The sequence below is a fragment of the Acuticoccus sp. MNP-M23 genome, assembly GCF_031195445.1.
Lineage (GTDB): Bacteria > Pseudomonadota > Alphaproteobacteria > Rhizobiales > Amorphaceae > Acuticoccus.
In genome coordinates, this window is sequence record NZ_CP133480.1 from 778388 (window position 1) to 801314 (window position 22927).

Consider the following 22927-nt stretch of genomic DNA (forward strand, 5'->3'; position numbering starts at 1 on the left):
GGGGTCATCGGTGCCAGCAGGCGGCGAGATGGCCGGGCGCCTTTTCGGTCAGCGGTGGCGCCTCCCTGCGGCACTGGTCGGTCGCCAGCGGGCATCGCATTGCATAAAGGCAGCCGGGCGGCGGGTTCGCAAGATCCGGCAGCTCGGCGGGGGCAGCGCCATGGTCGCGCTCCGCACGGACGACGGACGGGTCCGCCACCGGCACCGCGGCCAGCAGCGCCTCGGTGTAGGGGTGGCGCGGCGCCGTGTAGATGGCGTCGCGCGCCGCAATCTCGACGAGGCGGCCGGCGTAGAGGATCGCGATGCGGTGCGAGATATGGCGCACGATGGCAAGGTCGTGCGCAATGAAGAGGTAGGAGAGGCCGAGCCGCTCCTGCAGGTCCTGCATCAGGTTGATGACCTGCGCGCGGACCGACACGTCCAGCGCCGAAACCGGCTCGTCGGCCACAATCAGCTGCGGCTCCAGCGCCAGCGCTCGCGCAATGCCGATGCGCTGCCGCTGCCCGCCCGAAAAGGCATGCGGAAAGCGCGCATGGGCATCGTCCGGCAGGCCAACAAGGCGCAGGATGTCCGCCACCCGCGCATTCGCCTCCGCGCGGGATTTTACCCGGCGGTGGACGATAAGCGGTTCGGCGACAATTTCGGCCACGCGCATCCGTGGGTTGAGGCTGGCGTAGGGGTCCTGGAGCACCAGCTGCATCTTTCCGCGCAGACGCTGGAGCGCGCGGCCCCTTGTGTGGGTGATGTCCTCGCCGTCCAGAAGGACGCGGCCTTCGGCGAGCGGCGTGCGGCGGAGGATCGCGCGGCCAACCGTGGATTTGCCGGAGCCGGACTCGCCCACCAACCCCAGCGTCTCCCCCTTGGCGATGGCGAAGCTGACGCCCTCCACAGCGCGGATTTTGCGCGCGGGGCCGAGAAGGGTGGCGGCCGCCGCGGCGTAGTCGACAGCCAGGTTCTGGGCGGTGACGGCAGGCTGGCTCATGTCGCCGCCGCCGGCTCGGCCCATGCGTCAACGCCCGGACGCAGGCAGGCGACCGTGCCGCCGCCGCTCGCCGGCTCCAGCGCCGGGGCGGTTTCGCAGGCGGGAATTGCGGCGGGGCAGCGGGGGCGGAAGGCGCAGCCGGTGGGCGGCCCCACCAGCCGGGGCGGCGCGCCGGGGATCGAGACGAGCCGCTTTTCCACGCCGTCCAGCGTGGGTGTCGAGCGCAGGAGCCCTTGCGTGTAGGGGTGCTGCGGGGCGGCAAAGATCCGCTCCACGCTCCCGGTTTCCACCACGCGGCCCGCGTACATCACCGCCACGTCACGGCAGAGTTCGGCGACCACGCCGAGGTCGTGGGTGATGAGGATGATCGCAAGGTTGAGTTCGCGCTGAAGGTCGGTGAGGAGGTCGATGATCTGGGCCTGCACCGTCACGTCGAGGGCGGTGGTGGGCTCGTCGGCAATGAGGAGCACGGGGTCGCAGGCGAGCGCCATGGCGATCATCACGCGCTGGCGCATGCCGCCGGAAAACTCGTGCGGGCGCTGGTCGAGCCGCCGCTCCGGCGCGCCGATGCCGACGTGGCCCATCAGCTCCACCGCGCGGCGGCGGGCGTCGGCGGTGGACAGGCGCTTGTGGTAGCGCAGCGTCTCGGTGATCTGGTCGCCCACCGTCATCAGGGGGTTGAGCGAGGTCATCGGGTCCTGAAAGACCATCGAGACGTCCTGCCCCCGCCGCTTCAGCCACGCCTTGCGGTCGTCGAAGACGGACTTGCCATCCCACAGGATGTCACCGCCGACGATTTCGCCCGGCGGATCGATCAGCCCCATAAGCGCCTGCGCCGTTACGCTCTTGCCGGAGCCGGATTCGCCGACGAGGCCCAGCGTCTCGCCTCGGTCCACCGTGAGGGAAACGCCGCGCACCGCTTCCACCGTACCGCCGGTGGTGGCGAACGCGACCTTGAGATCCTGAATGTCGAGGAGTTTGCTCATGGCGCAATCCGGCGGGCGAGCGGCCGCTTGCGCTGGCGCCGGGTCTCATGCCGGGCGAACCGCTTTTCGCGCTCCTGCGGGTCGTTGGTGACACGCAGCCAGCCGGCGAAGAGGTTGATGGAGAGGACCGTGAAGACGATGGCAAGGCCGGGAAAGGTGACCAGCCACCACGCGATGAACACATAATCACGCCCGCCGGCCACATCGAGGCCCCAGCTCGTCGCCGGCGGCTGCACGCCAAGCCCGAGGAAAGAGACGGCGGCTTCGGCCAGCACAATGTTGGTGAATTCGAGGATCGCCAAAGTGAGAAGCGGCGCAGTGAGGTTGGGCAGGATGTGCCGGCCGATGACGCGCAACGGGCCGCAGCCGATCACTTCGGCCGCTTCCACGTAGGCGCTCTGCCGGCTCGCCAGCACAATCCCGCGCACGATGCGGGCGTAGATCATCCAGTTGGTGGCGGCGAGCACCACAACCAGGGTGACAACGCCCGGCCCGATCACAGACACGATGAGAAGGATGAGCAGAATGCCCGGAAAGGAGATCTGCACGTCCACGGCGCGCATCAGCCAGCCATCGGCCCGCCCGCCGAGATAGCCCGCCAGAAGCCCGATCAGGACACCGAACGAGCCGGCAAGCAGGACCACAGTTGCCGCAATGGCCAGCGTGATGCGCGAGCCATAGATGAGGCGGGAGAGAACATCGCGGCCCAGATGGTCGGTGCCGAGCAGATGGTCGATGCTGCCGCGGGCGGCCCATGCCGGGGGCTTCAGCCGCGCCAGCACGTCCTGCGCCGCAGGATCGTAGGGGGCCAGCAGCGGGGCGAACACCGCCACCAGCACAACGGTCACCACGCCGACGAGACCGAGGAGTGCGGCCTTGTCGTGGCGCAGTTCGCGCAGCCATGCCGCGCTGGAAAGGGCACGGAGGGCAGCCATCAGCGCACGTCGATCCGCGGGTCGATCAGCTTGAAGGCAAGATCGAGCGCAAGGTTGATGATGACGATCAGCGCCGCAATGACGAAGACGATGGCCTGCACCAGAAAGAGGTCGCCGCGCTGGATTGCCTGGATGGCGGTCAGTCCCAGCCCCGGCCACGCGAACACGGTTTCCACCACAACCGTATAGCCGGAAAGGGCGAGGATCAGCTCCCAGCCGGCCAGCGTAAGGACGCCGATCAGCACGTTGCGCAGCGCATGGATGCCGAGAACACGGTGCGCCGGCATCCCCTTGGCGCGGGCTGTCTTCACGTAGGGCTTGTTGAGTTCGTCGATCACGGCGGAGCGGGTGAGCATGGTCAGCCGCGCAAGCGGTGCGAGGCCGAGGGTGACGGCGGGCAAGATGAGGTGGGCCCAGGTGGTGGCGCCGGAGGTGGGCAGCCATTTGAGGTTTACCGCAAAGATGGTGATGAGGATCAGCCCGACCCAGAATTGCGGCATGGACAGACCCAGAAGCCCGGCGCTGACGATCAGCCGGTCCACCGGCCCGTCCGGCCGGGTGGCGGCGATGATGCCCAGCGGCAGCGCCAGCAGAAGCGCTGCGCCGAGACCGGCTGCAATGAGGAGCATGGTGTTGGGCAGGCGCTCGAACACCACTTCGGCGGCCGGACGGCGCTGCCACACGCTTTCGCCGAAATCGAGCGTGACGAGATCGCCCACGAAACGGGCGAACTGGAGGGGGAGCGGCTGGTCGAGGCCGATCTGCTGGGCGAAGGCGGCACGCTGTTCAGCCGTGGCCGAAAGCGGCAGCATCAGGTCGACCGGGTTGCCGACCACGCGCGTCACCACAAAGACGACGAGCGTCACCCCGAGGACGACGAGCAGCCCCTGCCAGAGCCGCGCCAGGATGTAACGTGCCACAAACTACCCTTCAGGCCGGGCGCCACGCGGGCGCCCGAACGATTGTCACTCGCTGACCGACATTTCCTTGATGAGGAGCTTCTGGTCGGTGCGGGGCTGCCAGCTCATCCGCTCGGACATGCCATAGATGTCCTGCAGGTTGAAGAGCGGCGCAGTGTAGTTGAGGTCCCGCCCTTTCTGGAAGATGGCGTGATAGAGCGCCTCGCGCTCGCCGGTGTCGGTGGTGACGCGCGCATCGTCGATCATCTTCGCCATTTCGGCGTCCGAGTTGGAGGCGGCGGCCCCCTCCATGTGGTAGATGAACGAGGACTCGCGGTCGGCGTCCATCAGCTCGTTGGAGTTGGCGACGAAGATGGCATCCGGGCGCGGTCCGTCGCCCATCAGGCTCTTCAGGTACTGAGAGAATTCCTGCACCTCGATCTCCACGTTGAGGCCGATCTCGGTCCAGTACTGCGCAACGGTCTCGATCTGCTCGCGGCTCTTCAGCCAGCGGCCGGATTCTCCCACGAGGCGGATGGTCTTGCCCTTGGCACCGGCTTCCTCGATCAGCTCACGCGCCTTTTCCGGATCGTAGGCGTAGGGCTCCAGGTCGGCGTTGAAGCCGAAGGCGCGCGGGTTGATGTGGTGGCCGCCGGCAACCGTGGCATAGCCCTGGAACAGGCCCTCGACCATGGCGTCGCGGTCGATGGCAAGGTTCAGCGCCTCACGCACCTTCGGGTCGCTCATGGGCCCTTCATTGTCGGTGCCGAGGATGAGAACGGAGGTCTCCAGCCCGTCCACCGCGGCGGCGTTGGGAACCGTGGACACGAACTCGGGGAGAAGGTTCGTGATGACGTCGAACTCGCCCGCCATCAGGCCGGACAGGCGCGTGCCGGACTCTCCGACGAAGCGATACGTCACCTTGTCGACAGCCGGTTCGCCGTCCCAATAATCGGCGTTGGCTTCGAGGACGATGTCGTTGCCGCGGTCCCAGGAGACGAACTTGTAGGGGCCGGTGCCCACGGGCTCTTCGCCGATGTTGCCGGTCTTGCCGTATTCGGCCGGGATCATCTTCATCCAGTACATGCGCGACGGCAGGATGGGGTCGGGCCCGGTGGTGGTGATGCGAACGGTGTCGTCATCCACCTTCTCAGCGCCGGAGATGGTGTTGAGGTAGCCCATCTGCTCGGAGTTGTTGGCGGGGTCGATGATCCGCTCCACGCTCGTCACCACGGAATCGGCGTTGAACGGCTCGCCATTGTGGAAGGTGACGCCGTCCCGCAGCTCGAATTCCCAGGTGGTTTCGTCGATCTGCGTGGGTGCAGCCTCGGCAAGGCCCGGCATCAGCTCGCCGGTGGCGGAGCGGGCCATCAGCGTTTCGTAGATATTGTCGTTGACCTGGCGTTCGCCGCCATCGTCGCGCAGCTGCGGGTCCAGCGTCGACGGCTCCGAGCCGATCGCGATGGTGATGTCCTGCGCAACGGCCGGGACGGCAAGGCCTGCGGTGCCAAGCGCCACGGCGCCGGCAAGGCATAGTCTTGGAAGAAGCATGGTCCACCCTTGATCTTCGGCCCTCGCATCCGGGGCCTGTTGTCTGCTGCGAAAAAGCAATTTTCTTGCCGCTTTGCGCCGCCTTGTTCAGGCGGCCGCTGCGGTGATGGCGTCGGGCCCGGTACGGAACCCGTATTTCCGGTCGAGACCCAGTTTGCGCACGATGTCGAGGCCCCTGGAGAGCGCATCGGGTGCAAGCGGCTGGAGCGGTTTGCGCAGCGGCCCCGCCGGCAGGCCGACGGCACGCATCAGCGACTTGACGGCCACCGGGTTGATGGCGCTGTAGGCAAAATGGAGCATGTCGAGATTGTCGAGCCATGCCTCGCGGCAGGCAAACGCGTCCTCACCCGTGCGCCACGGCGTTGAAATCACCGCCATTTCCTGCGGGATGAGGTTGCCCGTCATGTTGGCGGTGCCATGGCCGCCCAGCGCCATCGTCGGAATGACGAGGCCGAGATTGGGCGAGCAGCAGCACATGATCGCAATGTCAGGCTTTGCCGCACAGACCTTGGCCACCTGACCGACCCGCGTGGTGGATTCCTTGAGAACCACCATGTTCTCGTGGCGCGCGAGACGCAGGATATCGTCCCAGCCAAGGTCGGTCTTCACGCGGGGCGGGTTGTTGTAGAAGCCCACGGCAAGGCTGGTGGAGTCACACACTTCCAGCGCGTAATCGGTGATGGCGGCATTGTCGGCGCAGATGTAGGCGGGCGCGGCGATGATGACGCCATCCGCGCCTTCAGCCTCCGCATGCGCGACGTAGCCGATGGTGGTTTCGGTGTTGTTGCCGGTGGACCCGTAATACATTGCAACACCCGGCGGTTTCATCCGCGTCGTGCGCGAGACGATCTCACGGCGTTCTTCCGGCGACAGCATGGAAACTTCGCCGGTCGACCCCATGATGAGCAGCGCCGTGGTTCCGTTTTCGGCGTGCCAGTCGATCAATGTCTTGAAGCCGGCATAGTCCACCGACCCGTCTGCGTTCATCGGCGTGATGAGGGCGACGAAAGACCCTTCGGGTTTGGTGTGGGCCATCGGTTCCATTCCTTGGCTGCGCTTTTGCTTATTTGAACATCGGTTTGGAATGACAGGCAAACCTTTCCTGCCGTTTTCATGCAGGCTTCGTGCCGGCCCTAGAACGTGCCTGGATAACTTCCGCCGTCGATGAGCAGGGATTGGCCGGTGATGTATCCGGCGTGGGCGGACGCCAGAAAGGCGAAATAGGCGCCAATCTCTTCCGGCCGGCCGTAGCGCCGGGCCGGGTTCTTTGCGCCGCGCTCGGCCCAGATCTCGTCATAGGTGGGGCCGCCGGGGGTGACGAGGCCTGCCACATGCTGGCGCTGGCCATCGCTGTCGAAGATGCCGGGAAGCAGCGTGTTGATGGTCACGTCCCGCGAAATGCCCTCGCGGGCAAGGCCTGCACAAAACCCGACGAGACCGGTGCGCGCACCGTTGGACAAACCGAGTTCGGCGGCCGGAATTTTCACCGAGCGCGAGGCGATGTTGACGATCCGCCCGAAGCCTCGGTCGACCATCCCGTCAAACGTGGCGCGGATCATGGCGATGGGCGAAAGCATCATCATGTCCAGCGCCTCGATCCAGTGTTCGCGCTCCCAGTCGCGAAAGTTGCCGGGGGGAAAGCCGCCGGCATTGTTGAGGAGAATGTCGGGCTCGGGGCATGCGGCGAGCGCTGCGGCACGGCCTTCTGCGGTCGTGATGTCGGCCACCACGGGGTGGACCGTCGCACCGGTCGTGGCGGCAATGTCGGCCGCGGTGCGGTGGAGCGCGTCGGCGCCTCGGGCGACGATGGTGAGCGAAACGCCCTCGCCGCCCAGTGCCATGGCGCACGCGCGGCCCATCCCCTTGCTTGCGCCCGTCAGAAGTGCGCGCCGTCCCTTGATGCCCAGATTCACCGCAGATTTCCCCTCTTTTGCAAAGATGTAGAGGGGGTGCGGGTGGCATGCCAACCTTCGCCGGGAAATGAGTTCCAGAGAAGGTGTCCTCAGTCCGTCCGCCGGGCCATTTGGGCGATGTAGGCCTTGTCCTGCGGGCCCGGCGGGCTGTTGCTCCCGGCGTGCGACGGTGCGTCGGAGTCGAGCGCCGCGATAAAGTCTTTCGGGTCGATGGGTTTGATGAGCACGTTGAAGGCGCCGACGGCATCAAGACGGCGCAGGGTGTCGGGCGTCGCCGAGCCGGTGGCAAAGATGATTTTTGTGGCGATCTCGTTCTGGCGGACGGCAGCGGCCACATGCACACCGTCAGCGCCGCCCGCAAGGTTCAGGTCCAGCACGGCGAACGTCGGCTGGTGGGCGGCAATGGCGGCGATCCCGGCCGCCGCGGTATCGCAGACATCCAGAACCTTGATGCCGACCTCCTCAGCCATGGTCCGGTAAGCCGCAGCGATGAGAAAATCGTCCTCGACGATGACGACGGTCGGCACCCTATGCCTGTCTTGTTGCACCAGAACACCTCTTTCGGTGGATCATGAGAGAACGCTGGGAGCGGTCGTGCATTGTGGTGGGCCGATCGCCTGAATCTGCTCCCATTATTTTCCCGTCATCCTGCGCCAGGCTGTGGTTTGGCGCAGCGGCCGCAGCGCCCCCTGGAAGGCCAGCGCAAATTGCGGTCGGCCTATGACAGAAGCGAGTTCTTGAGTTCTTCGGATTCGATGGGTTTGCGCAGGATCCGGCGCGGTTGAAGCTCGTTGAGCTTGCGAAGAGTGTTCGCCTCGGTCGACCCTGTCGCAAAGATGACCACCGTATCGAGGCCCTTCGCCTTGATTTCGCTGGCGACGTAGACCCCGTCCCGAACGCCCGCAAGGCGCACGTCGATCAAGGCAAAGGTGGGCTTCAGGCGGCAAATCGTTTCCACCGCCTCTTCGCCGGTATCACAGATGCCCAGCACCTCAATGCCGGCATCCTCGCAGGTGCACTGATGGGCTGCCGCGATCAGAAAATCGTCTTCGACAATTACGACTGTTCCCAGAGTGCTCATTTCCGTTCGCCGCCCTGTGCGTTGATGGGAAAATGCACCACAGCGGTGGTCCCCCCACTGGTTTGAATATTAACTTCGCCCCGGAGCTGGTTGACCAACCCCTTGATAATCATGGTGCCGAGGCCGCGCTCGTTCGGCACCGCCCCGTCAGCGAGGCCAACGCCGTCGTCCGCCACGCTGAGCTCAAGACCGCCTCGGACAGCGTGATATCCCACCGTGATCAGGCCAGCGCGCCCGTCCGGGAATGCGTGCTTGATCGCGTTGGTGACCAGTTCGTTGACGAGCAGACCGATGGGCACTGCCACGTCGATCGGCAGCGTGAGATCGTCAGCGTCCATCTTCAGCGCAATATCGCGCTGCTTGAGGTTGTAGCCCGTGGCAAGCCCATCCACGAGTTCGCCCAGGAAGTGCGCAACTTCCACGCGGGACGGCGACTTCGAGCCTACCAGCATCTGATGCACCACGCCGACGGAGCGGATCCGGTAGAGGATCTTGTCCAGCCGCTCGCGTTCGTCGGTGTCGGTCACCTTTGACCGCTCCAGCTGAATCATCGCCGACATCTGCTGAAGGTTGTTTTTTACCCGGTGGTAGACCTCGGCAAGCAGCACCTGTTTGTCGTCGTTCAGCGCGCGCAGCTCGACGATGGTGCGGCGAAGCTGCTCGGCATTTCCGAGCGACGCGGTGCGCACCAGCGCAACCATGGACGTGACGACGAATACGACGGCAAGGAGGGAGAAGGCGAAACCGACATCGATCTTCCCCTGCTGGACGAGTTTGAGCGCCACGAGGCAGAAGACCGGCGGCACGACCACCATGATCAGAAACAACCGCCTTGCGGCCCGCCCGCCGGAGTGGGCCGACGTGATGTGCCGCAACCAGGTTTCCTGTCGCCGGACGAGCAGGAAGACGAGAAAGATCAGCCCGAACGCTGTGGCTGTGGGGAGCGACATGGAGTTGAAGAAGCTGATGCCGAACAACGCGTCTCGCTCGAACGCGTAGCAAACGACGGCAAGGAGCGAAAAGATGAGGCCAGCCGTGGCCGCCGCTTCGTAGCTCCGCCTTGCAGCAGGTGTGGGAATGTTGAGGCAGGCAAGGCAGTACCCGGCAATCACCATGCCGGCGGCCGTGGCGACCGCCGTCCCCTCCGAACCGATGGTTCCGGGCACGAGAAAGCTGCTCAAGCCGTTGAAGCCGGTGACGTTCCTGAGGATGATGCTTGCCACCCCCATTCCGATCAGCGTGGCGCCGGACCAGAAGCAGACCGCGCCGCAATTGCGGTCCGGATAGCGTGTGTCGAGGAAGAGCGCACCGGACACGAGAAGCAGCGCCAGCGACGTTGTGGGGACAATGGCTGCCGAATCAGGAAGGAGGCGCTTGGCCAAGTCTATGCCCGCGCCCCAGCCAAGAACCAGCGGCAGCGCGGCGATGAGCGCAACCACAAGGCAGAGCGCCTGTTTCGTCGCCCGCAACCGCCTGCCGGATTGCTCCGCATCGTCGGCTGGCGACATGACGTCCGCCAGCTTTCGGTCAGCCAACGTGAAGTTGCTTTCTGCACCCAACGCATTTTGCACACTGACCTCCTCATCAATCCACAGTCGATCTGTAGTTAAAGAGGAGATTGCTGGTGCGGGGCTGTCGCCGGCACGCCCCACCCGCATCGGCCTTTAGCCCGACAAAAGCCCCGGCAGCCACAGCACCAGCGCCGGACAGGCCAGAAGCAGCGCCACCCGCAGGAGCTCCGCGCAGAAAAACGGTATCACCCCGCGGAATGTCTCGCTCATGGGCGTACCCTTGGCGAGGCTTGAAATAACGAAAACGTTCATCCCCACCGGCGGTGTGATCAGCCCCAGCTCCACGACAATCAGCGCCAGGATGCCGAACCAGATCTTGAGATCTTCGGTGCTCATGCCGAAGCCAGCGCCATCGGTTCCCATGTACAGCCCGCCATTGAGGTCGACGAGAACGGGCCAGAAGAATGGGATGACGAGGAGGATCATCGAGAGGCTGTCCATCAGGCAGCCAAGAACGATGAGTGCGATCAGGAGCAGCAGCAGCACCGTCATCGGCGCGTACCCAGACGCAACGATCCACTGCGCCGTGGCTTGCGGCAGGCCAAGGCGCGAGACGTAGATCTTCATCAGCTCCGCACCCAGAAGGATGAGGTAGATCATCCCGGCGCTGGATGCGGTCTCCTTCAAGGCATCCACAAGCCCGGCGAGGCTCAACTGCCGGGTGACCGCGCCGTAGAGCGCCACCAGCGCCACGCCGACGGCAGCCGCCGGCGTCGGGTTGTAGAACCCGGCATAGATCCCGCCCAGCACCAGCGTGAAAATGACGAGAACAGGCAGGACGCCCAGCGTGGCGGCCCGAAATTCGGCAGAGCCCGGAAAGGGACGGCGGGGCCCTGCCTCCGGCCGCACGGCGGTGTAGAGCGCAACCACCACCAAAAAGAGCAGCACCGCGAGGATGCCCGGCAAGAGCGCCGCGGCAAACATGGTGACGACGTTCGCTTCCACGAGAATGGCGTAGATGATGAGAACGACGGATGGCGGAATGAGGATACCGAGAACCCCGCCCGCCGCCAGCGATCCTGTTGCCAGCGCGCCGCTATAATCCTGCCGCCGGAGTTCCGGCAGGGCGACGCGCCCCATGGTGGACGCGGTGGCGAGCGAGGACCCGCAGACCGCGCCAAACCCCGCACACCCCGCAATGGCCGCCATCGCCGCCCCGCCGCGCATCCACCCGAGCCACGCGCTGGCGGCGCGAAACAGGGCCTGGCTCAGTCCGGTGCGGGCCGCCAGCGCCCCCATCAGAATGAACATCGGGACGACCGAAAGATCGTAGATGGCGAACTGGCCGTAGGCGAGCGTCTTCAGCTGGTTGAGCACCAGCGCCGGGCCGTTGACCGACGCGATGCCGACCCCGCCGACAAGGATCATCGCATAGGCGATGGGCATCCTGAGCACGATGAGAACAACGAGCACACCGAAAGAGACGAGCCCGAGGACGATCGGATCAGACATGCGCCCGCCCGGCCTCCCTTGCGTGCGCGCCAAGCGTGAAAAGCGCTGCCAGCGCAAGCAGCGCCAGCGATACGAGAATGGGGATGAAGGCAACCCAGACCGGCACCTGGAGGATGGCCGTGGTGTAATTGTAGGCCCGCTGGTCGATCGCACCCGCCGACATCCGCCACAAAAGGACGAGGCTGAAGACGAACGCAGCAAGCGAACCCATCAGCGCCAGCCCTGCCCGCGCGCGAGGCTTGAGGCGGGTGGTGAAGATGTCGGCACTGACATTGGCGCCGGTCAGCTCGCAATAGGGCAGGAACGCGAACACCGCGACCGCAACGCCCATCTCGGTCAGCTCGAAATCACCCTGCAGCGGCAGCCCGGCAATGCCGCCGACAACCGCCGCCACGTTGATCGCAACCACCGCCAGAAGAAGGACGCCGCCCAAGATCGCCCATGCGGTGATGACACCGCCAACAAGGCGGCGGACGGGCGAACCCGTCCCCGGCGCCCCCATTCAGCGCGGCGCGGCGTTGGCTTGGATGGCGGCGCGAGCGCTGTCCACCAGCGCGGCGCCGTCGATCCCCTTTTGCGCCATGTCCTCGACCCAGCGTCCGACAACCGGCGTCAGCGCATCGCGAAACGCGTCGGTCTCAGCCTCGGACCAGACGATATGCTCGTTGCCGCCATCGGTGGCGAACCTGATGCCGAATGCATCGGACGCCAGCCAGATCGACCCCACTTCGGCAAGCCAATCCGGACCGGAGGCGTCGCGGAATGCCTGCTGGATCTCAGCCGGCAGACCGTCCCAGCGCGCCTTGTTCATGGAGACCTGAAACGTGGTATTTCCGAGACGCCAGCCATCTGCGCCCTCCATCTGGTAGTCGGTCTGCTCCTGAATGCGCAGGGGCGGAATGATCTCGAACGGAATGAGCGCGCCGTCGACCACACCTTTCTGGAGTGCGGGCGGCAGCTCGGGGACCGGCATGGACACCGGCGTTGCGTCCAGCGCCTCGATCACCCACGCACCGGTGCGGGTGGGAATGCGCAAGCGCGCGCCCGAAAGGTCGGCGGGCGTGCGCACCGGCCGGTCCCGCATCTGGATTGCCTGCCCGGCGTGGACGTGCAGGAACATCACCTCCAGCCCCTGATAATCGTCCGCCAGATCGCTCGCGAACATCTGCGCGATCGCGAGATTTGTGGCGGCGGGGTCGTTCCCGTAAACGGTCGGCAGCTCGAACACTTCGGTGCGCGGGAAAAGGCCGGGGGTGTAGCCGTTCACGGTCCAGATGAGATCGACCACGCCGTCGCGTGCTTGCTGGACCAGTTCGGGCGGACGGCCGCCCAGCGTCATCGAGGGGAAGATTTCGATCTTGACCTGACCGCCGGAATTTTCCTCCACCTGCCTTGCCCAGGGTTCCAGCATCCGGGCTTGCGCCGGCGCCTTGGCTCCCAGGAAATGGTGCAGCTTGAAGGTGTAGTCCTGAGCACTGGCAAGGGAGGCGAACCCCAATGTGGCCGCAAGTACGGTGGCAACCGCGAGCGGTGACGGGCGCATGGTGCGTTTGGGCATCTGGCGTTTCCTGGAAGACCGGCTGAGCCGCTTTTTTTTGCATTCGGGCAGACCAAAGCGGGTGGATGCACGGAACGCAAGACTAGCCAGCGCGCAATCAATTTCGCGCAGCGTCCTGCGATCCCTATTCGATCTGGCCGATTGACGTCACGGCGCCGGCAAGCTCGGTGGCGGCGGTCAGCGCGCGGCCCGCGGCAACCGTCATCGGCGGAAGGGTCAGCCACTCCAGCGTCCAGGCCGCACCGGACCGCTCCTGCTCATGGACAAGCGCTGAATGCATGGCGCCCACCTGCGCCGCATTGTAACGCGCAAGCGTCACGAGCAGCTCGGCATGGACGGGGTTCTGCTTGTGCGGCATGGCCGACGATCCGCCGCCACCTGCCAGCCTGATCTCGTCCACGCCCTGCTGCGCCATCAGCGTGACGTCGGCACCGAACTTGCCGAGCGTGCCCGTCAGCACCGACAGCGCAGACGCGAACTCAGCAATGGCCGTCCGGTCGGTGTGCCAGGCGGCTGGCGCACGGGAAAGGCCGAGGCGGTCCGCCACCCCGTCGGCAATCTCCGCCGCGGCCGGGCCGAACCGGTGCCGGTCGCCCACCGCGCCGCCCAGCTGCACCCGTGCCACCCGCGGGCGCATCGCCTCAAGCTGCGCCCTGACGTGCGCCACCGGGTCGATCCAGGTGCGGATCCGGCTGCCTGCCAGTATGGGAAGCGCCGCCTGCATCCGCGTTCGCCCCATCAGGCGCCGGGTCCCGTGCTCGGTTTGCAGCGCGCGAAAGGCATCGGACAGCTTATCGAGCCGGCCGAGATACAGGCCAATGAGGCGGTCGAGCGTCATCGCCAGGGCGCTGTCCAGCACATCCTGCGAGGTGGCGCCGGTGTGGATGATCTCCGGCACCGGTGCCCCCTCGCGGATCATCCGCGCGAAGGCCGGGACGACGAGGCCGTCTGCCGCAACGCCGCCGGCCAGCAGTTCAAAATCCGGCGTCCAGGCGACCAGATGGGCATCGGCGGCCAACGCATCGGCCGGGCTGATCTGCCCGACCGCCGCCCGTGCCGCAACAAGCGCCCTCTCGAACGCGACCATATGGGCAAGCTGCGCCGACGGCGACCACAGGGCTGCCACCGCATCGTCACCGAAGAAGGCCGCCAGCAGCGGGTCGTCGAAGGTCACGGCGCACGCCTTCGGGCTGGTTGACGCGGCAGTCTTCGCATCAGTCGAGCGCTCCGAGCGACGCAATGGCATCGAACACGATTTTCGGCGTCTCGATGCACGGCAGGTGGCCCACCGCCGGAACCACGGTGAGCGCGGCGTCCGGCAGCGCCTCGGACAGCGCCGTCACCATCGCGACGGGGGTGGACGCATCCGTCTCACCGGCAATGCAGACGGTGCGCTGGTGCAGCTTGCCCGCATCCGCGGTGAGGTCCGCATCGCGGATGGCCTCGCTCACGCGCGCATAACCCTCGGCGGGGGTGCGCGTCAGCATGGCGCGGTAGCCGGCAAGGTCGGTCGCCTGCCCGGCGACATAGCCGGGGCTGAACCAGCGGGTGATGATGGCGTCGGCCATGGCCTCAAGGCCCCTGGTGCGCGCAATCTCGATGCGCTCGTTCCACATTGCATCGTTACCGATCTTCAAGCCCGTGTTGGACAGCACGGCGGTCGCCACCAGATCCGGTCGCGACGCCGCCAGTGCCTGCACGATCAGCCCGCCCACCGACACGCCGCAGGCGCATGCCGCAGTGAGGCCGAAATGCGCCATGGCCGCTGCCATATCCTCCGCCAGCGCCGCAATGGTGACCGGCCCCATGGCGCTCAACCCGTGGCCGCGCTTGTCGAGCCGCAGGATCGGCGTTTGCGCCGGCAACAGCGCCACAACCCCATCCCAGATCCGCAAATCGGTGCCGAGCGAATTGGAAAAGACCACCGGCGTGCGACCGGCCGCGCCGGGCCTGAATTCACAATGCAGCGCGCGACCGTCGATCTCGATGAAGTGGGGCATCGCCTTCTCCCGTTTATGATTGTTGCCTGCCGGAAGCGCCTGTCACGACAGCTCGACACCCATCTCCCGGTACGTTTCCTTGATGATCTTTATCGCGTGATTGGCCTTCGGCACACCGCAATAGACCGCAACGTGAAGCATCGACTCGATCAGGTCCTGCGGCGTTGCCCCGGTGCTTTCGGTCGCGCGCACATGCATGGCGATCTCGTCGAAATTGCCGGCGGCGGCGAGGAGCGCCAGCGTCAGCATGGAGCGTTCGCGGTGGGACAGGTGCGGCCGTGACCAGACCGTGCCCCAGGCGCCCTCGGTGATCAGCGTCTGAAATGATTCGTCGAACGCGGTCTTGGCTTTTTCCGCGCGGTCCACGTGGGCATCGCCGAGAACGGCTCTTCGCGTTCGCATTCCCTCGTCGAAACGGTCGGTCATGGGGATCTTTCTGTCCGGGTTTTGAGGCTGTGGGGCTTGTGCCCGCGCCTTTCCTGCCACCGCACCACGGTGGGCGAAAGGCGCCCCTCCCCGGCAAAGCGATGCCAGACCGCGCGGTGCGCGCGCCTAACGTGTGGCCAGTGCCATGGTGTCGCCGTTGCCCGGTGTCGTGTCCCGGCCTTCGGCCCAGCGGCGCTGGCGGGCAACGGCGACACGGTGGACGCCGACGATCGCCGCGACACTCACCGCCATCACCAGCATTGCCCCCCACCGCACCCAGGCCGGCGATCCCAGCGACAGGAGAGCAGCGCCCACCAGCGGCCCGGCTGCCACACCGGCAAGGCCCATAGTGGGGATCATCCGCTTGACGAAGGGGCTGCCGACCCTTGCAACCTCGGCCATGGCCGCGGAACCGCCGATGTTGAGCGCAATTTCAAACGCCACCAGAATGACCAGCGAGATGGCAACGCCTGCCGCGCCGTCCAGCAATCCCATGGAAATGATGAGCGCCGTTGCCGTGACGAGAAGGCGCGCGGTGCTGTCCCGCCCCCAGAGCGCCACGGTAAGCGAGAGGATCACCCCGGCAGCAATCTTGGACAGGCCGACCGAACCGGCAGTCCGGTCGATGAGGCTCTGGCCGGCATCCAGAAACGTGCCTATATTGGAGACGAACATCAGCGCCGCCATGAAAAAACCGAGGAGACCCGCAAGCGCAACATATTGCTCGCCCCGGTTACTGGCGATTTCCGGCCGGGAGGGAATCTCTGCCGAAAGGATACGCCCGTCCGGCCTCAGGATCAGAGCGACGGCCAGAATGACGACGGCATACGCCACGCAAAGGCGGGTGTAGGGCACGCTGGCGTCGATCCACTGCACGGCCATGGCGATGATTCCTGCCAGAACCATGGCCGCCGACAGGCGCGCCATGAAGCCGAGAAACTTGCTCGCCCCGCTGGCCGCTGCCACCATACCGTTGAACATGTAGATGCCGCTGATCCAGCCCACCGCAAACCAACCGGCCAGCGAGAGCGGGCCGGTCAGGAAAGGCAGGGCCAGCAGAACGCCGACATGAAGGCTGATGGTGACGAACGGATGGCGCACGATGGAGCGCAATTCGTCAGCCCAGAGGCGCCAGAACCGCTCGACGACCCCGAAAGAGCGCAGGCTGGATGATGCGAACAGGCCGAGAAGCGCGGCACTGGCGAGAACACCGGGGGCGACGCCGCCAACCCCGCTGGCGGTGCTGGCCAGAACTGCCGTCAGATGCAGCGGCAGCGAGCCCACGGCCGAAAAGAGGACGACCCGCGATTCAGCCGAGAACCAGACTGCGCGGGCCACGGATCAGGCGATCTTTCGTCTGTCGGCCGCGTAGCGTCCCGGACGGCGCTGATCCCGTTCACTGGACTTGCGCATGATCCCGCCGAGGCCTTCCCAGTCGAACGGGGCGCCGGGGTCGTTCATGTCGCTGACCACATCAAGCTCGCGATCACCGTCAGTGTAGGACGCGCGCAGGATCGGCTGCATCTGAAACAGCGGCCGGTCGCGCGGCAGGAAGATTTCCGTGTCCGTCTTGACGATCTTGAAGTTGATGAACAGGGGGCAGGGCTTGAAATCGGCGGTCTCGATAATTCCCTCGTAGTGGGAAATCGAGCTTCTGATGTCGTAATTCACCGGCGAGCGGACACCGAGGCTCCACCCCGGCGCGGTCTCGACAAAATAGCCGGACCAGATCTGGATCCCGCCGGGCACGAAAAGTTCGGTGATGAAAGGGGGGTTCAGAAAGGCGAGGTCGTCGGGCGCCTGCTCGTTCCACTCGGCCTGAAAATCGGGACCGAACTGGGTCGACTTGACCGGGAACCACTGGTCGTCTTCGTAAAAATAGCTCTCGCGCCCGTCAAAATAGAGCGACATGTCCTTGGGCGGGTAGATGTACCAGCCGAAACCGGAGGCGACGCGCATCGCCTCGCAATACTGGAACGCGCCGGCCGGCATGATACCGGCTGCACTTTTCTGGGCTTTCAGAATATCCGGCGCCGGCTTGTAGGCCTTCCAGATCCGCACGGGGGGCTTTTCAGCCGGCGCAATCGCCGCTTCTGCCGTCATAGTCTTCGACCTTTTTTGTACCGCTCCCGGCGGAGACGTATCGACGCCGAGAGATGCACCGAAAGGACGTTCTGTCGAGGGTCAGCTCTTCAGGCAGCAAGGAGCGGCTTCACGCGGGGCGGGTTCATGCCACCGGCGATTTCGATCTTGGACACCGGCTTCACGCGCGGCGGGTTCATGCCGCCGGCGATCTCGATCTTGGACACCGGCTTCACGCGGGGCGGGTTCATGCCGCCGGCGATCTCGATCTTGGACACCGGCTTCACGCGCGGCGGGTTCATGCCGCCCGCGATTTCGATCTTCGACACCGGCTTCACGCGGGGCGGGTTCATGCCGCCGGCGATCTCGATCTTGGACACCGGCTTCACGCGGGGCGGGTTCATGCCACCGGCGATCTCGATCTTGGACACCGGCTTCACGCGCGGCGGGTTCATGCCACCGGCGATTTCGATCTTGGACACCGGCTTCACGCGGGGCGGGTTCATGCCGCCTGCGATTTCGATCTTGGACACCGGCTTCACGCGGGGCGGGTTCATGCCGCCTGCGATCTCGATCTTGGACACCGGCTTCACGCGGGGCGGGTTCATGCCGCCTGCGATCTCGATCTTGGACACCGGCTTCACGCGGGGGACCGTCAGCGAGCCATCAACTACAGCCTGAAGTTTAAGGTTTGCGTTCGACATACGTGTTCCTCTTGAATTCGAATTACGCGACGCCGCTTCAGGCGATTTCGAGTAAAACTATTCGAAATTTTTTGAACACTGACGTGAAAAGCCCGGAAAAAAAGCGTGAATCACGCCTAATTCGCACCGCACCTCGATTCCGATTGTTATTTCTTGGTTGTTCTCCGGCGTAACTCAAGTAATTATCAGGATAAAATCATGAACCATTGTAGGTCTATCAGGTCAGATATTAGCGTGGCGACCAATCCTCTCCGCGTTGCGCTAATTCCATTCACGGGAATCGACCCTGAAAATGATGGATCTTCATTCGGGTCAAAAATTGCACGACGGGCGACTAATTTTTTGAATTCATCGCCGATTCTGGACATTGTTGTTCACGGATCGTGCAACAATGTCTGTATGCGCTACCTCAGCATGGAAGAAATACAGCGAAAAGCCAGCCTCGACTATATCATCGACGGGACCGTCCGCGTTTCATCGACTCACTATATTATCGATGTCGACTTCACGGATTGCACAACAGGTGGACTGATCTTTTCAGAACGGTTCAAGCACGCGAAGGACGATCCGGATATCGACGGTCTTGCCGAAGAAATCATCAATCAACTGATGATCACCTTCAATTTCCTGTTCATTGCGCAGATGCCGGATCGACTTCACGCCTGAACGTGACCGCTTGGGATCGAGCGCAATTGGTGCTGTGTTCACCCGCAAACCGGTGATGCCTTGCAATAATAAAAGTCCGTGAAAGCGAGGCATGCCGGTTCGTCGTTGGATTTTCGCCCGTGAATGCCGCGGTCAGCGGCCCCCTTCAGGCCACCCGCAATGAAAGCTTCATTCGACCCGATAAAATTCCAATGTATGGTGGGGCGCCAAACGAAGGCTCATTCTGGAGGACCGCCAATGACGACGTTTCGCGTGTTTACCGCTGCCCTTTTGACCACCTGCGCAGTTTCGGTCGCCGCCGCTCAATCCGACTCGCCGCAGGCCCAGCGCCACATGCTGATGGAAGAGATCGGTGACAGCACCAAGGTGCTCGGCGCCATGGTGAAGGGTGAAACGCCCTACGACACCGCAAAGGCGCAAGCCGCGCTGGATGTTCTCATCGCCAACGGCAAGGAATTCGTCACCCTGTTCCCCGAAGGTTCGGAAACCGGCGAAGACACCCGCGCCCTGCCCGCGATCTGGGAAAACTGGGCCGACTTTGAGGCCCACGCCGCCGCCATGGTGGACAACGCGGAAGCGGCAAAGGTGGCGGCCGATGAGGGGCAGGAGCCCTTCAGCGTGGCATTTCGCGAAGTGGGCGGCACCTGCCGCGCCTGCCACACCGATTACCGCGCAGAAAAATGACGCATCACAGCGGGGCTGGCGGCTGAAGCCAGCCCCGCACCGAATGGCGGCCGGGCGACGGACCCCGGCCGCAGTGAACCGCCTTGCACGGATTGGCCCATGACTTCACGCATCGTCATTGTTCTTGCTGCCATCGTCGTCGGTCTTGGCGGTCTTTTCCGGTGGCTGAGCGCACCGGACCGGGTGGACGCCGCAACCCTTCCCGCGCACACGCCGGATGCCGGAAACGGGGAAATCCTGTTCAACGAAGCCGGCTGCGGGTCCTGTCATGGGGCCAAAGCCGCAGGCGATGCCGCGAACCCGGAGGGCGGCCCGATTCTGGCGGGCGGCCTGGCGCTCGAAACGCCGCTGGGGTCGATCACGGTCCCCAACATCTCGCCGGATCCGGCCCACGGGATCGGCGCCTGGTCCGCTGCCGACTTCGTGACCGCCATGAAGGAAGGCGTTTCCCCAGATGGCACCTACTTCACGCCCGCGTTTCCGTGGACGTCCTATCGCGGCATGACGGTGCCCGATATTCTGGACCTGAAGGCCTATCTCGACACGCTGCCTGCCTCGGACAATGCGGCGGCAGCCACCGGGTTGCCCTTCCCGTTCTCGTGGCGCCGCCCCATCGGCATCTGGAAAAGATTTCTGCTGCCGGATTTGCCCGCAGCGCCGGACGGCGCCAGTGCGGAGGTCGAGCGCGGGCACTACCTCACCGTGGCGCTTGGCCATTGCGGCGAGTGCCACACCCCGCGCACGCTGGCGTTTGCGCCTGACCCTTCGCGCTGGCTCGCAGGTGCCCCGGCGCTGGAGGGGGACGGCGGCGTTCCCAACATCACCCCCTCCGCGGATGGCATTGGCGACTGGAGCGCAGCGGACATTGCCTACCTGCTCGAAAGCGGGTTCACGCCGGACTACGATTCCATCGGCGGTTCGATGGGACCCATCGTCGACCATTGGTCCAAGGTGCCTGATGCCGATCGCGCCGCGGTCGCCGCCTATCTGAAGGCAATCCCGGCACTGCCCGACCCCTGAGGCTTTGCAGCGTCCCTCGGGGCATCCCGCGCTGCTGCGATGCTCAGTCGGCCGCGTAGCGGGCGATAAGCTCGGGGTCCGGCGTCACACCGTGGCCGGGGCGGCGCGGCACTTTGGTGCGGCCCGTCCTTGCCACCTCCGCGGCAATGGGCAGCCCCTCCAGCGCAAGATCGTCGCGGAAGGCGTTGTGCGTCGTGTCGAATTCCAGCATCGGCTCGTCCGGGTGAAGGCCGCCGGGCAGCGGCGGCATGGCGGCCAGCAGCTGCAGGTTGGTGGCCACCGCCACCGCCGAACCCCAGACGTGGTTCACCATGACGTTGCCCCTTGGAATGTCCTCGGTCTGAACTGGACTCCGTCAGAAGGAGACGGAGATGAAGAAGAGCCGCTTCAGCGAAGAGCAGATCATCGCGGTCCTGAAGGAGCATGCCGCGGGGATCGGTGTGTCGGAGCTGTGCCGCAAGCACGGGATCAGCGACGCGACGTTCTACACGTGGCGCAAGCGCTACGGCGGAATGGAAGTGTCTGAAGCCAGGCGGCTGAAGGCGCTGGAAGATGAGAACGGCCGCCTGAAGAAGCTTCTCGCCGAACAGATGCTCGATGTGGCGACGCTGCGGGACGCTCTGGGAAAAAACTTCTGACGCCCAGCGCACGGAGAGGCTTCGTGAGTTGGGCGATTGAAAAGAAGGGGTATTCCCAGCGGCGCGCCTGTGCCCTGATCGGGATGCATCCAAGGACTTACCGCTACCGGTCGCAGCGGCCGGACGATGCGACGGTGCGCCAACGCCTGAAAACGCTGGCGAACGAACGGCGCCGGTTCGGCTATCGGCGGCTGCATATCCTTTTGCGGCGCGAGGGTATCGAGGTGAACCACAAGAAGCTGTTCCGCCTATACCGCGAGGAGAGGCTGAGTGTACGACGGCGCGGCGGCCGAAAACGTGCCATCGGAACGCGGGCGCCAATGACCTTGCCGCGAGGACCAAACCAGCGCTGGAGCCTCGACTTTGTCTCCGACCAGCTCAGCGACGGGCGCCGCTTCCGTGTGCTGGTGGTGCTCGACGACTTCACCCGCCAGTGCCTGACGCTCGTTGTCGACACATCACTGTCGGGGGCTCGCGTGGCACGGGAACTCGACCGCCTGATCGTCAGTCGCGGCAAGCCGCTCACGATCGTCAGCGACAACGGCACCGAGCTGACCTCCCATGCCATCCTCGAATGGCAGGAGGACCGCCGCGTCAATTGGCACTACATCGCGCCCGGCAAGCCGATGCAGAACGGCTTCGTAGAGAGCCTGAACGGTCGCTTCCGCGATGAGTGCCTCAACGAGCATCTCTTCCGCAGCCTTCCGGGCGCTCGCCGCATCATTGAGGAATGGCGCACCGACTACAACCACGACAGGCCGCACACCAGCCTGGGCGGCCTCACCCCGAACGAGTTTGCAACCCGGTCCCGATGGGACCACAACACGAACAGAGTCCAGCTATGAGCGGGGACACTTCTGGGGCAACGTCAACCACCGGCGTGAAGTGCGCGTGGCAAAGCGCCAGCACCTTCAGATATTCGCTGATACCGCCCAGCGCGCAGACTTCGGGCTGCGCGATGTCGAGCGCCCGCGCCTCCAGGAGCCGCCGCCAGCCCCAGCGCGTAAACTCCGCCTCCCCGCCCGATATGTTGACGGTGAGCCCTGCGCGCAGTTCGCGGTAGCCCTCAAGGTCCTCAGGCACCACGGGCTCCTCGAACCAGTGGACGCCGAGGCCGCCAAGCGCCCGGCCCACGGCGAACGCATCGGCGGTGTGGTAGGCATGGTTGGCGTCCACCATCAGCCGCGTGTCATCCCGCAACGCGCCGCGCACCGCCTCCACCAGCGCGATGTCCGCGCGCACGCCAAGGCCCACTTTCATCTTGAGCGCCGCAAATCCACGGGCCTCCAGCATCGCAGCCTTCTCGGCAAAGCGGGCGGCAAGGTCCGGCACCGGGCGCAGCATCATCCCGTAGCCATAGACGGGCACGGTGTCGCGGCAGCGGCCGCCGATGAGATCGGCAATCGGCCGGCCAAGGATCCGGCCGGCCAGGTCCCACAGCGCGATGTCGATGCCGGACAACGCCTGCAACGGCATCCCCTTCTGGCCGTGGTCGCGCATCCTGTTGTAGGCGTCGTGCCAGAAGGCTTCGCGCGCAAACGGGTCACGGCCGATCAGAAGCGGCGCCAGCACGGTCTCGATGATGGTGCGGTTGACCCGTGCAACCCCGCCGGGACCGAAGCACTCGCCCCATCCGACGGCGCCATCGTCGGTCCGCACTTCCACCAGATGGGCGGTGCGCTTTGAATAATATTGCTGCGAGTAGCCGAGCTGCTCCGGCAATTCATATTCAAGGACGTGGCTGGTGACGCTTTCGATCTTCATCCCGCTCTCTCTTCG

General features: G+C 65.1%; 25 protein-coding genes. 4 read left to right on the plus strand and 21 right to left on the minus strand.

Features of this window, described 5'->3' with window-relative positions:
- Positions 1-4 precede the first annotated feature (4 nt).
- The 19 genes from RDV64_RS03685 to RDV64_RS03775 all read right to left on the minus strand — a co-directional run bounded on the left by RDV64_RS03685 (position 5) and on the right by RDV64_RS03775 (position 18140).
- Positions 5-982: an ABC transporter ATP-binding protein gene (locus RDV64_RS03685; protein ID WP_309197929.1), complete on the minus strand. Its 978-nt coding sequence runs from the start codon at positions 980-982 to the stop codon at positions 5-7.
- The gene (locus RDV64_RS03690; RefSeq protein ID WP_309197930.1) at positions 979-1968 is read right to left on the minus strand and encodes an ABC transporter ATP-binding protein; all 990 of its coding nucleotides are present in this window, start codon (positions 1966-1968) and stop codon (positions 979-981) included. Before RDV64_RS03690 ends, RDV64_RS03685 begins: the two co-directional genes overlap by 4 nt.
- Positions 1965-2903, minus strand: a complete 939-nt coding sequence (locus RDV64_RS03695) for an ABC transporter permease (protein ID WP_309197931.1) — start codon at positions 2901-2903, stop codon at positions 1965-1967. Before RDV64_RS03695 ends, RDV64_RS03690 begins: the two co-directional genes overlap by 4 nt.
- On the minus strand, positions 2903-3823 hold the full coding sequence (locus tag RDV64_RS03700) for an ABC transporter permease (RefSeq protein WP_309197932.1): 921 nt from the start codon (positions 3821-3823) through the stop codon (positions 2903-2905). Before RDV64_RS03700 ends, RDV64_RS03695 begins: the two co-directional genes overlap by 1 nt.
- Positions 3824-3868: 45 nt before the next feature.
- Positions 3869-5353, minus strand: coding sequence for an ABC transporter substrate-binding protein (locus tag RDV64_RS03705; RefSeq protein WP_309197933.1), 1485 nt, complete (start codon positions 5351-5353; stop codon positions 3869-3871).
- 87 nt (positions 5354-5440) lie between these two features.
- A complete protein-coding gene (locus RDV64_RS03710; protein WP_309197934.1) occupies positions 5441-6388 on the minus strand; it encodes a dihydrodipicolinate synthase family protein in 948 nt (315 codons plus the stop codon).
- A 98-nt stretch (positions 6389-6486) separates the two neighbouring features.
- Positions 6487-7266 carry an SDR family oxidoreductase gene (locus tag RDV64_RS03715; RefSeq protein WP_309197935.1) on the minus strand — a complete coding sequence of 260 codons (780 nt, stop codon included), beginning with the start codon at positions 7264-7266 and terminating at the stop codon, positions 6487-6489.
- 89 nt (positions 7267-7355) lie between these two features.
- Positions 7356-7793, minus strand: coding sequence for a response regulator (locus RDV64_RS03720; protein ID WP_309197936.1), 438 nt, complete (start codon positions 7791-7793; stop codon positions 7356-7358).
- A gap of 191 nt (positions 7794-7984) precedes the next feature.
- Positions 7985-8347: a response regulator gene (locus tag RDV64_RS03725; RefSeq protein ID WP_309197937.1), complete on the minus strand. Its 363-nt coding sequence runs from the start codon at positions 8345-8347 to the stop codon at positions 7985-7987.
- On the minus strand, positions 8344-9882 hold the full coding sequence (locus tag RDV64_RS03730) for a sensor histidine kinase (RefSeq protein WP_309197938.1): 1539 nt from the start codon (positions 9880-9882) through the stop codon (positions 8344-8346). Before RDV64_RS03730 ends, RDV64_RS03725 begins: the two co-directional genes overlap by 4 nt.
- Positions 9883-10011: 129 nt before the next feature.
- The gene (locus RDV64_RS03735; RefSeq protein ID WP_309197939.1) at positions 10012-11370 is read right to left on the minus strand and encodes a TRAP transporter large permease; all 1359 of its coding nucleotides are present in this window, start codon (positions 11368-11370) and stop codon (positions 10012-10014) included.
- On the minus strand, positions 11363-11872 hold the full coding sequence (locus RDV64_RS03740) for a TRAP transporter small permease (protein WP_309197940.1): 510 nt from the start codon (positions 11870-11872) through the stop codon (positions 11363-11365). Before RDV64_RS03740 ends, RDV64_RS03735 begins: the two co-directional genes overlap by 8 nt.
- On the minus strand, positions 11873-12928 hold the full coding sequence (locus RDV64_RS03745) for a TRAP transporter substrate-binding protein (protein WP_309197941.1): 1056 nt from the start codon (positions 12926-12928) through the stop codon (positions 11873-11875). It lies immediately after the preceding gene.
- A gap of 124 nt (positions 12929-13052) precedes the next feature.
- On the minus strand, positions 13053-14102 hold the full coding sequence (locus tag RDV64_RS03750; protein ID WP_309197942.1) for a 3-carboxy-cis,cis-muconate cycloisomerase: 1050 nt from the start codon (positions 14100-14102) through the stop codon (positions 13053-13055).
- A 40-nt stretch (positions 14103-14142) separates the two neighbouring features.
- The gene (locus tag RDV64_RS03755; RefSeq protein ID WP_309197943.1) at positions 14143-14928 is read right to left on the minus strand and encodes an alpha/beta fold hydrolase; all 786 of its coding nucleotides are present in this window, start codon (positions 14926-14928) and stop codon (positions 14143-14145) included.
- A 42-nt stretch (positions 14929-14970) separates the two neighbouring features.
- Positions 14971-15354 carry a 4-carboxymuconolactone decarboxylase gene (gene pcaC / locus RDV64_RS03760; RefSeq protein WP_309197944.1) on the minus strand — a complete coding sequence of 128 codons (384 nt, stop codon included), beginning with the start codon at positions 15352-15354 and terminating at the stop codon, positions 14971-14973.
- A gap of 126 nt (positions 15355-15480) precedes the next feature.
- The gene (locus tag RDV64_RS03765; RefSeq protein WP_309197945.1) at positions 15481-16692 is read right to left on the minus strand and encodes a hypothetical protein; all 1212 of its coding nucleotides are present in this window, start codon (positions 16690-16692) and stop codon (positions 15481-15483) included.
- Between the two features lie 3 nt (positions 16693-16695).
- Complete coding sequence (locus tag RDV64_RS03770; protein ID WP_309197946.1) at positions 16696-17457, minus strand: DUF6065 family protein; 762 nt, start codon at positions 17455-17457, stop codon at positions 16696-16698.
- An 89-nt stretch (positions 17458-17546) separates the two neighbouring features.
- Complete coding sequence (locus RDV64_RS03775; RefSeq protein ID WP_309197947.1) at positions 17547-18140, minus strand: hypothetical protein; 594 nt, start codon at positions 18138-18140, stop codon at positions 17547-17549.
- Positions 18141-18374: 234 nt separating this feature from the next.
- Here RDV64_RS03775 and RDV64_RS03780 point away from each other — a divergent pair, with 234 nt between their 5' ends.
- The 3 genes from RDV64_RS03780 (at position 18375) to RDV64_RS03790 (ending at position 20510) form a co-directional block, all read left to right on the plus strand.
- Complete coding sequence (locus RDV64_RS03780) at positions 18375-18806, plus strand: hypothetical protein (RefSeq protein WP_309197948.1); 432 nt, start codon at positions 18375-18377, stop codon at positions 18804-18806.
- 237 nt (positions 18807-19043) lie between these two features.
- Positions 19044-19490, plus strand: coding sequence for a cytochrome c (locus RDV64_RS03785; protein ID WP_309197949.1), 447 nt, complete (start codon positions 19044-19046; stop codon positions 19488-19490).
- 99 nt (positions 19491-19589) lie between these two features.
- Positions 19590-20510: a cytochrome c gene (locus RDV64_RS03790; protein ID WP_309197950.1), complete on the plus strand. Its 921-nt coding sequence runs from the start codon at positions 19590-19592 to the stop codon at positions 20508-20510.
- Positions 20511-20553: 43 nt separating this feature from the next.
- Here RDV64_RS03790 and RDV64_RS03795 read toward each other — a convergent pair whose 3' ends face one another.
- Positions 20554-20823 (minus strand): hypothetical protein, encoded by a 270-nt coding sequence (locus tag RDV64_RS03795; RefSeq protein WP_309197951.1) that lies wholly within the window; start codon positions 20821-20823, stop codon positions 20554-20556.
- Positions 20824-20881: 58 nt separating this feature from the next.
- Here RDV64_RS03795 and RDV64_RS03800 point away from each other — a divergent pair.
- Positions 20882-21993 (plus strand): IS3 family transposase gene (locus RDV64_RS03800; protein ID WP_309195819.1). Its coding sequence is split into 2 segments (ribosomal slippage): positions 20882-21131 and positions 21131-21993, totalling 1113 coding nucleotides; the frame shifts between segments, so codons are not numbered across the junction.
- Here RDV64_RS03800 and RDV64_RS03805 read toward each other — a convergent pair.
- On the minus strand, positions 21929-22912 hold the full coding sequence (locus RDV64_RS03805) for a mandelate racemase/muconate lactonizing enzyme family protein (RefSeq protein WP_309197952.1): 984 nt from the start codon (positions 22910-22912) through the stop codon (positions 21929-21931). The two genes, RDV64_RS03800 and RDV64_RS03805, sit on opposite strands and share 65 nt — an antisense overlap.
- Between the last annotated feature and the right edge of the window lie 15 nt (positions 22913-22927).

Coding starts and splice junctions, on each gene's coding strand:
- RDV64_RS03685 (WP_309197929.1), bottom strand. CDS start 982: ATGAGCCAGCCTGCCGTCACCGCCCAGAACCTGGCTGTCGACTACGCC.
- RDV64_RS03785 (WP_309197949.1), top strand. CDS start 19,044: ATGACGACGTTTCGCGTGTTTACCGCTGCCCTTTTGACCACCTGCGCA.
- RDV64_RS03745 (WP_309197941.1), bottom strand. CDS start 12,928: ATGCCCAAACGCACCATGCGCCCGTCACCGCTCGCGGTTGCCACCGTA.
- RDV64_RS03705 (WP_309197933.1), bottom strand. CDS start 5,353: ATGCTTCTTCCAAGACTATGCCTTGCCGGCGCCGTGGCGCTTGGCACC.
- RDV64_RS03695 (WP_309197931.1), bottom strand. CDS start 2,903: ATGGCTGCCCTCCGTGCCCTTTCCAGCGCGGCATGGCTGCGCGAACTG.
- RDV64_RS03790 (WP_309197950.1), top strand. CDS start 19,590: ATGACTTCACGCATCGTCATTGTTCTTGCTGCCATCGTCGTCGGTCTT.
- RDV64_RS03795 (WP_309197951.1), bottom strand. CDS start 20,823: ATGGTGAACCACGTCTGGGGTTCGGCGGTGGCGGTGGCCACCAACCTG.
- RDV64_RS03770 (WP_309197946.1), bottom strand. CDS start 17,457: ATGACGGCAGAAGCGGCGATTGCGCCGGCTGAAAAGCCCCCCGTGCGG.
- RDV64_RS03775 (WP_309197947.1), bottom strand. CDS start 18,140: ATGTCGAACGCAAACCTTAAACTTCAGGCTGTAGTTGATGGCTCGCTG.
- RDV64_RS03740 (WP_309197940.1), bottom strand. CDS start 11,872: ATGGGGGCGCCGGGGACGGGTTCGCCCGTCCGCCGCCTTGTTGGCGGT.
- RDV64_RS03725 (WP_309197937.1), bottom strand. CDS start 8,347: ATGAGCACTCTGGGAACAGTCGTAATTGTCGAAGACGATTTTCTGATC.
- RDV64_RS03690 (WP_309197930.1), bottom strand. CDS start 1,968: ATGAGCAAACTCCTCGACATTCAGGATCTCAAGGTCGCGTTCGCCACC.
- RDV64_RS03755 (WP_309197943.1), bottom strand. CDS start 14,928: ATGCCCCACTTCATCGAGATCGACGGTCGCGCGCTGCATTGTGAATTC.
- RDV64_RS03710 (WP_309197934.1), bottom strand. CDS start 6,388: ATGGCCCACACCAAACCCGAAGGGTCTTTCGTCGCCCTCATCACGCCG.
- RDV64_RS03805 (WP_309197952.1), bottom strand. CDS start 22,912: ATGAAGATCGAAAGCGTCACCAGCCACGTCCTTGAATATGAATTGCCG.
- pcaC (WP_309197944.1), bottom strand. CDS start 15,354: ATGACCGACCGTTTCGACGAGGGAATGCGAACGCGAAGAGCCGTTCTC.
- RDV64_RS03735 (WP_309197939.1), bottom strand. CDS start 11,370: ATGTCTGATCCGATCGTCCTCGGGCTCGTCTCTTTCGGTGTGCTCGTT.